Consider the following 7,945-nt stretch of genomic DNA (forward strand, 5'->3'; position numbering starts at 1 on the left):
GGATCCTCCGCGAGCAAGGCCGCTGCTTCGGCGTGGGCGGCCTCGATGACCGGACCGTCGCGGACCACTTTCACCAACTTCAGGCCCGAGGCGCCGTGCTGGCGATTGCCCAGGATGTCGCCCTCCCGGCGCAGCGACAGGTCGTAGCTGGCCAGCTCGAAGCCGTCGTCGGTGCGCTCCATGGCCGCAAGGCGGGAAAGCGCCGCGTCCGATTTCGACGCCGACACCAGGTGCACCTGGGACGGCTTCTCGCCGCGCCCCACGCGCCCGCGCAGCTGGTGGAGCTGCGCGAGGCCGAAGCGGTCGGCGTCCTCCACGATCATGACCGTGGCGTTGGGCACGTCCACGCCCACCTCGATGACCGTGGTGGCCACGAGCACCTGGGTCAGCCCCTCGCTGAAGCGCCGCATGACCTCCTGCTTCTCCGAGGCGGGCAGGCGCCCGTGCAAAAGCTCCACCCGCCAGTCGGCGAACACGCTCTCCTGCAGAAACGCCGCCTCCTTCGAGGCGGCCGCCACGTCGTCGTCGCACAAATCGCCGTCGCCCTCTATGCTGACGGCGGCGTACTCGTAAGCCTCCTCGTCGGCCTCGCGACGACGCCCGCCAACACCTCCGCGCTCCCCTTTCGCATCGCGCTCCTCGCCGCTTTTGCCGATCAGGGGGCACACCACGTAGACCTGCTCCCCGCGCGCGAGGGCCTCGCGCGCGGCGTCGTAGGCGCGCCCTCGGTCGGCCTTGCGGTGCACGCGCGTTTGGCGGAGGGCGCCTTCGTGGGGGCGATGCTTGATGTAGGACAGCGTCAGATCCCCGAACAAGGCCAGCGCGAGCGTGCGCGGAATGGGCGTGGCCGTCAGGAAGAGCGCGTCGGGCGCCGTGCCCTTGGAGAGCAGCTTGGCGCGCTGCTCCACGCCGAAGCGCTGCTGCTCGTCCACAACCGCCAGGCTGAGGCGCGCGAACCTCACGTCGTCCTCCAAAAGGGCGTGCGTGCCCACAAGCACGTCAACCGATCCGTCGGCCGCAAGGGCAAGCGCCTCGGCGCGCGCTTCCGCGCCCGTCGAGCCCGTGAGCAGCCTCCAGGAGATGCCCGCCGCGTCGAGCAGGGGCCCGAGGCTCGCAGCGTGCTGGCGGGCGAGAACCTCGGTGGGCGCCATGAGAACCGCCTGGGTCCCCGTGTCGGCCGCCGCCGCCAAGGCGAAAGCCGCCACCACCGTCTTGCCGGTGCCGACGTCTCCCAAAAGCATGTGGTTGGCCACCCTGGGAGCCGCCAGCTCGGAGAGGATCTCGGCGCGGGCGGCCCTCTGCTCGTCGGTCAGCTCGAAGGGCACGGCGGCCTCGAGCGCGCGCATGCGGGGGCCATCGAGCGCATGGCGCGTCGGCTCGCGCCCGTCGCTGCGCGCGCGGGCGTCGAGCATGAGCATGAGCTCGAGCATGAGCAGCTCCTCGTACACCAGCCGCCGCCGCGCCTCGGCAACCTCGCCCATAGACGCCGGGCAATGGATGGCCGAAAGCGCCGAGGCGCGGCTCATCAGGCGGTACTTCGCACGAAGCTCAAGGGGGAGCGGGTCGTAGAGCCCCTCGCACGCCGACAGCGCGTTGCCCACGAGCCGGCGCATCCAAGCTGCCGACACCTTCTCGCATGCGGGATGCACGGGGATGACCATGCCCCCTGCGGCCCCCTCTCCCCCAAGCTTTTCCAGATAGGGGTTCGTCATGCGCTTGAACCCGTAGTTGAACTCCAGCTTGCCCGCAACCGCCACCCGATCCCCCGCCTTCAGCTGCTCGGCCAGCCACGGTTGGCGAAAGCACGTCACCATGAGCACCCCCGTGCCGTCGACGAGGGCTATCTCCACAAGGGACAGGCGCGGCTTGGGGCGCTTGAGCTTGACCTCGTGCACCGTGCCCTCCACCGTGCAGGAGGACCCGATGTTCGCCGAGGCCACCGTCTCCTTGGCCGAGAGGTCCACGTAGCGCCGCGGGAAGTGCGTGACCAAGTCGCGCACCGTGCGAATGCCCAGCCCCGCGAGCGCCTTCGCGCGCGCCGGGCTCACCAGGCGCACCCGGTCCACCGGCTCGTCGAGCGCGAGCGTCGCCGCCAACCGGTCTGGAGCGTTCGTTTCCGCAACTTTCGACAAAAGACAACTCACCTATCGCTCATCTTGGCCCCGCCCGCCGCGCATCCCGCCCGCCGCTCCAAGGACGGCGCAGCCCGTCACTCCACCGACATGACGACGGGATAGAGCGGCTGGTCGCCGCGGTGGGCGTCCACCTCCAGCTCGTCGTAGGCCTCCTCGATGCGCGCAACCAGGCCCTCGAGCGCCTCGTCGGAGAAATCCTCGCCCGCCAGGAGGGTGAGGGTGTCGGCCTCGCCGGCCTCCATCGCCTCCAGCAGCGCCAAGGCCACGTCCTCCACCGACGACCCCACGGCCTCTATGGCGCCGTCGGCGATGCCGATGACGTCGCCTTCCCTGATGGGATTGCCCTGCGCGTCCTTGGAGTCCTTGATGGCCCGCGTCACCTCTCCGGTCCTCACCTCGGCGTAGGCCTCGGTCATCGACTCGACGTTCTCCTCGAGGCCCGCAGCTCCGTCGAAGCCGAACAGCGCCGAGAACGCCTCGGGGACGCTTCGCGTGGGCACGACGGCGCACGGCTTCTCGGCCAGCTCGCAGGCGCTCTGGGCGGCCATGATGATGTTCTTGTTGTTCGGCAGGATGACCACGGCGTCGGCGTTCACCGCCATCGCCGCGTCCAGCAGGTCCTTCGTGGAGGGGTTCATGGTCTGGCCGCCGGACACCACCGCGTCAACCCCCAGGCTCTTGAGGATCTTCGCGTTGCCCTCGCCCGCGGCCACGGCCACGATCCCCATCGGCTTGCGCTCGGCGGCCTCCTCGGCGGCCAGCGCGTCGGCGCGCGCGGCGCTTTGCAGCTGCATGTTGTGGATGTGGACCTCGGACACCTGCGCGCCGCGGCTCAAAAACCACGCCAGCACCTCGTCGGGGCGGTTCGAATGCACGTGCACCTTGAAGTTGGGATGCATACCCACCATGAGGTCGCAGTCGCCCATCGTGGGCAAAAACTCCTTGGCGGCGTCCACGTCCACGTCGTCGGAATGCACGAGGAACTCGGTGCAGTAGCGGAACTCCGAGCCCTCCCAGTCGTTGATCTGCTCGATCTCCACCTTGGGCGCGGCGCTGCGCGCGAAGGCCAGCTCGTCGCGCAGCGGCCCCTCCTTGCCCGTGAGCGCCGAGACGAACGCGTCAAGGAAGACGGCCAGGCCGAAGCCGCCCGCGTCCACCACGCCGTTCTCCTTGAGCACGGGCAGGAGGTCGGGGGTGCGCTGGACCGAGGCGTAGGCCTCCTCCACCACCGACGCAAGCGCCTCCTCGAAAGGCAGCTTCTTTTTGCGCGCGCGCTTCGCGGCGGCGGCGCTGTCGCGCAGCACGGTGAGGATGGTCCCCTCCACCGGCTTGCGCACGGCTTGGAAGGCCACGTCCTGGGCCCGGGCGAACGCGGCGTCAACGCTCTCGGCGCTCATCTCGTCGTAGCCCTCGGTGCCCTCGCACAAACCTCGCAGGATCTGCGACGTGATGACCCCCGAATTGCCCCGCGCGCCCATGAGCGCGCCGGTCGTGATGGCCTTGCGGATGTCGGCCCCCTGGGCCCCTATGGGCAGGCCGGCCAGGTTCCCGACCACCGTCTCCAAGGTAAGCGACATGTTGGTGCCCGTGTCGCCGTCGGGCACGGGGAACACGTTCAGACGGTTGATCTCGTCTTTGCGCTCGCTCAGCGTCTTGCTCGCCGCCGCTATGGCGTTGAGCAGATCGTTCGCGGTATAGGATTTTGGCATGGTGCTTCGCTTCTCCTTCAAAGGCTCGTCTCCGCCGGGCGATGGGACGGGCTGCGCGGCGGCTCGTCGAAAGGGGCGGCGCTACTTGCGCACTTTGACGCCCTGCACGTGCACCTCCACCCCGTCGACCGGCACGCGAGCGTACTCGGCCAGGGCGAACGTGACCTGGTCGATAAGATTCTGGGACACGGTGTTGATGTTCGTGCCGTACTCGATGACCACGTACAGCTCCACGTGCACTCCCCCGTCGGTGGCGGTGACCACCACGCCGCGGCGCAGGCGCGAGGCCGGGAGCATCTTGGCGATGCCGTCGGCGGCGGAGGGGGCCGCCATGCCGACCACGCCGTAGCATTCGAGCGCTGCGTTGCCGACCATGTCGGCCAGGACATCGTTGGCAACGTGGAGGTTGCCTGGAATCGTATCGTTCATGGCGTTCCTTTCTCGGCGCGACGCGCGGCGAAACCTGCCAAAGAAGTATAGCGCAAGCCGAAGAACCCGCGCGATGCGCCTGATCGCAAGCGAAAGCATATTACACGAAAAATTCTTGTGACCGCTCGAGTTTATGTGCTATAGTATGAAAGCTTTTTTGTCATCAGCGGCAAGCGCCGTGGAGCAACGAACGTACATGGAGTGAGGAACGATGTCGAAGATTTGTGAAGTTTGCGGCAAGCATCCGGTGGCGGGTCGCAGCATCAGCCATTCGCACCGCGTGACGAACCGCTGGTTCCGTCCCAACATCCAAAGGATCACCATCAAGGACAAAAACGGCCGCGTCCGCAAGGCGAACGTGTGCACGAAGTGCATGAAGGCCGGCAAGGTGGAGCGCGCGTAACGTCGCTTGCCGCCCCGTCGTTCGACGGGGCGGACCGAGGCGGAAAAGCCCCTGGCGCCCAGAACCACCTCCCCTTCGCAGACGAGCGTGCTTCGCACGCAAGGTCGGCGGGAGGAGACGGGTTCGGCGCCAGGGGCTTTTCGCTGTTTGGAACGATTGCCCGGACGGGACGGAGGCGAGCGCCTCCGCCTGCGCGCCCTTCCCTACTCCAAGATGAGGAGGCGTCCGCAGTGGGGGCAGGGGGCCACGTTGCCTTGGCCTTTCATGTCGGCCAAGCGGCCCGCCTCGACGCCCATGCGGCAGGCGCCGCAGCTTGCGCCCTGCAAGCGGGCGACGGCCACCCCTCCGGTGCGCGCGGCGATCTTCTCGTAGGCGCCAAGAAGCTCTTGGGGCAGGTCGGCGACAAGCCGTGCGCGGGCGGCCTCCAGACGCGCCAGCGACTCCTTGAGCGCGCCCCCCTCTTTGACAAACGACTCCGTGGCGGCCGCCTCCTGGGCGTCGAGCGCTTTCAGCGCCTGGTCGACCTGCGATCGGACGGCCTCCGTTCTCGCAAGCTCCTCCCCGACGGAGTTCAGCTCGCCCTCCAGCACGTTGCGGCGCTTGGCCAGCCCGTTGAGCTCCTTGGTGCGCGCCTCGACGCTGCGGTAGTCGCCGCGGACGGCGTCTATCTCCCCTTGGACCGCACGCTGCTTCTCGGCAAGGCGCGCGTCCTCCTCGCCGATGCGCGAAAGGCGCCCCTCGGCCTCGGCGCGAAGCTCCTCCAGCTTCTCGCGCTTCTCCTCCACCGCCTTGCGCTTGGAGCGGGCCTCGAGGATGGCCTTGCGCTGCGGCAGGCCTTCGAGCTGCTTTTTGGCGCGCAGGGCCTCCAGATCGATGTGCTGCATCTGGAGCAGCAGGGCAAGGGCGTCGGTGTCTACGTGCATGCCTGTCCTTTGTTCGCGTTCGGACGCCGCAGACGCGGCGCTTTCCCCCTATTATACCCGCACCGTCTCCGGGTAGGACCAGTTGTCCCGCTGATCGAGGATCGTCACAAGCTCGTCGGGCACGCCCGCGCCGCGCACCGCCTCGGCCAAAACGCCTGCGAGCGGAAGCTCGCTCGTGTCGTGGCCAAGATCGATCACGGCCAGCCCCGCCCAGGAGACGTCGAGCGCCTCATGGTACTTGATCTCGCCGCACACCAGGCAGTCGGCCTGGGCCGCCAGGGCCGCGCGCGCCACGTCACCGGCGGAGCCCGTGCACGTGACCACGCTCGCCACCTCGCGCGAGAAGTCCCCCCAGACGCGCGGCGGGCGGGCGAACACCGACGTGCAGCGCGCGGCGAGCCGGCCGAGCGTCATCGCGTCGTCTGCGGCGGGGCGGCACAGCTGGCCGTACCCCTTCCCGCCGTCCTGCGACACGGGGACGAGCACGCGCTCGAACGCCAAGCCCAGCATGCCGGGAAGGACGCGTTGGGCCTGCGGGCTGATGTCGAGCGCGGTGTGGAACGACATGACGGCCACGCCGCGCTCGATGGCGCGCCACACCGCCGCCCCGGAGCTTGCGGCCGGCGAGGGCGCGGGCCGAAACGAGTCGGGAGGGGCCAAGAACGCCGGATGGTGCGTCACAAGCACGTTCGCGCCGGCGTCCGCCGCCGCGTCCACGGCCGCCACCGTGGGATCGAGCGCCACGGCCACGCCCGCCACCAGGCGCGCGGGATCGCCCACCGTCATCCCCGTCCGATCCCAGGACTCGGCGTCCGAGGCCGGGAACTCCGCCGACAGCGCACGCTCCAACGCGCCGACGGTCAAAGGCGACGTCGGCCTCGAGAGGGTTCCCGACGCCCGGCGCGCCAGCCCTTCGCGCTGCGCGCCGTCCTTGCTGCCCTTCGCTGCTGCCATGGCACCGCTCCTGTCTGTCGCTTCCGAAAAAACTGCTCCCACCAGGTTACTCGATGGGCACCTCGCGACGGTCCCCGTCGGCTGTCGGCACCGTAACCACCCGGTAACCGGCCTCGTGCATGAGGCGGTAGGCCCGCTCGATATCGCGGGCTGCGTGCCGAGGCTCGTGGGCGTCGGTGCCCACCGTGCACGGCACCCCGGCCCGACGCAGGGCCTTGAGGAACGCAGGCGCCGGGAACATCTCCTTGCAGGCGTAGTAGGAGCCCGAGGTGTTCACCTCCACCATGCGGCCCGCCGCGGCGCACGCCTCGGCGGCGCGCTCGTAGAGCGGAAGCAGGTCGAAGGAGGGGTAGAAGCCGAACTTCTTCGCCAGGTCGGGATGGGACATCACCTGGAAGGGCGCGTTTGAGGAGACGGCCTCGCACCACACCTCGAAGTACCGGGACCAGATGGCGTCGGCCCCCACCTCGTCCCAGCGCCCGCGCTGCGCCGGATCGTCGAAGGGCCACCGGTCGACGAAGTGCACCGACCCCAGCACCAGCCCGAACGGCTCGAACTCGTCCGGCGCGAAGGAGCGGTCCTCGTCGTCTCCCAGCCAATCAAGCTCGCAGCCCGTGATGACCTCGATCTCCGGATGCGCCCGCCGGGCGGCCTCCACGGCATCCAGGTACTCGCCCACGCGCTCCTTGGGCATGGCCAGGTAGTGGTTGGGGTCGAACGCGTCGGTCATCGGATAGTGCTCGGTCACGGCGATGGTGGACACGCCGGCCGCCACGGCCGCCGACACAAGCTCCTCCACGGTTCCCTCGCCGTGGTCGGTGAAGCACGTGTGGGTGTGGGTGGTCACAAGCTCCACGGTTCGTCACGCTCCTCGCGTACGGCGGACGCGGCAAAAGGGCCGCGCCCGCATGGTCAGTTCCAGTCCAAGCTTTTGCGCAGCGCCCCGACGAACGCCTCGATGTCGGCGCTTTCGGTGAGGCGGCCCATCGAGATGCGCAGCGCCCCCTGCGCCCGATCGGCGTCGAGGCCCATCGAGCGCAGCACATGGCTGGGCTCGAGCGAATGCGACGAGCAGGCCGACCCTCCCGACACCCCGAAGCCCTGCATGTCCAGGCGCAGGATGAGCGTCTCGCTCTCCAAGCCCTCCGCCAGCATGTGCACGACGTTCGGCAGGAACTCCTCGCTTCCCGGCGCCACCTCCACCGTGGCGGCCACGCCGTCCACGGCCGCGATGGCGGCGTAGAGCTCATCGCGCAGCTCGCGCAGGCGCGCGGCCTCGGCGGGCAGCGCCTGCGCAGCCGCGCGCACGGCGGCCGCGAAGCCCGCGGCGCCGGCCACGTTCTGCGTGTCGCTGCGCCGGCCGCCCTCCTGCCCGCCGCCCAGAAGCTGCGG

At 69.4% G+C, this 7,945-nt stretch carries 8 protein-coding genes; 1 reads left to right on the forward strand and 7 read right to left on the reverse strand.

From position 1 onward, the window contains the following. The 3 genes from ACWKY3_RS07000 to ACWKY3_RS07010 form a co-directional block, all read right to left on the reverse strand. A partial coding sequence (locus ACWKY3_RS07000; RefSeq protein ID WP_449315711.1) for an ATP-dependent DNA helicase RecG occupies positions 1 to 2,144 on the reverse strand: 2,144 nt, incomplete at its 3' end. Positions 2,145 to 2,209: 65 nt separating this feature from the next. Continuing rightward, positions 2,210 to 3,844: a DAK2 domain-containing protein gene (locus tag ACWKY3_RS07005; RefSeq protein ID WP_449315712.1), complete on the reverse strand. Its 1,635-nt coding sequence runs from the start codon at positions 3,842 to 3,844 to the stop codon at positions 2,210 to 2,212. A gap of 81 nt (positions 3,845 to 3,925) precedes the next feature. Then, positions 3,926 to 4,273: an Asp23/Gls24 family envelope stress response protein gene (locus ACWKY3_RS07010; protein ID WP_449315713.1), complete on the reverse strand. Its 348-nt coding sequence runs from the start codon at positions 4,271 to 4,273 to the stop codon at positions 3,926 to 3,928. 211 nt (positions 4,274 to 4,484) lie between these two features. Here ACWKY3_RS07010 and rpmB point away from each other — a divergent pair, with 211 nt between their 5' ends. Continuing rightward, positions 4,485 to 4,676 carry a 50S ribosomal protein L28 gene (rpmB, locus tag ACWKY3_RS07015; RefSeq protein WP_449315714.1) on the forward strand — a complete coding sequence of 64 codons (192 nt, stop codon included), beginning with the start codon at positions 4,485 to 4,487 and terminating at the stop codon, positions 4,674 to 4,676. A gap of 203 nt (positions 4,677 to 4,879) precedes the next feature. On the opposite strand, the gene ACWKY3_RS07020 is transcribed toward rpmB, so the two are convergent. From ACWKY3_RS07020 to ACWKY3_RS07035, 4 genes are all read right to left on the reverse strand, one after another. Next, complete coding sequence (locus tag ACWKY3_RS07020; RefSeq protein ID WP_449315715.1) at positions 4,880 to 5,599, reverse strand: zinc ribbon domain-containing protein; 720 nt, start codon at positions 5,597 to 5,599, stop codon at positions 4,880 to 4,882. A 51-nt stretch (positions 5,600 to 5,650) separates the two neighbouring features. Further along, on the reverse strand, positions 5,651 to 6,553 hold the full coding sequence (locus tag ACWKY3_RS07025; RefSeq protein WP_449315716.1) for a Nif3-like dinuclear metal center hexameric protein: 903 nt from the start codon (positions 6,551 to 6,553) through the stop codon (positions 5,651 to 5,653). 46 nt (positions 6,554 to 6,599) lie between these two features. Continuing rightward, complete coding sequence (locus tag ACWKY3_RS07030) at positions 6,600 to 7,409, reverse strand: histidinol-phosphatase HisJ family protein (protein WP_449315717.1); 810 nt, start codon at positions 7,407 to 7,409, stop codon at positions 6,600 to 6,602. A 56-nt stretch (positions 7,410 to 7,465) separates the two neighbouring features. Continuing rightward, the coding region (locus tag ACWKY3_RS07035) for an aminotransferase class V-fold PLP-dependent enzyme (protein ID WP_449315718.1) at positions 7,466 to 7,945 on the reverse strand (480 nt) is incomplete at its 5' end.

It is taken from the genome of Rubneribacter sp. (assembly GCF_965361815.1).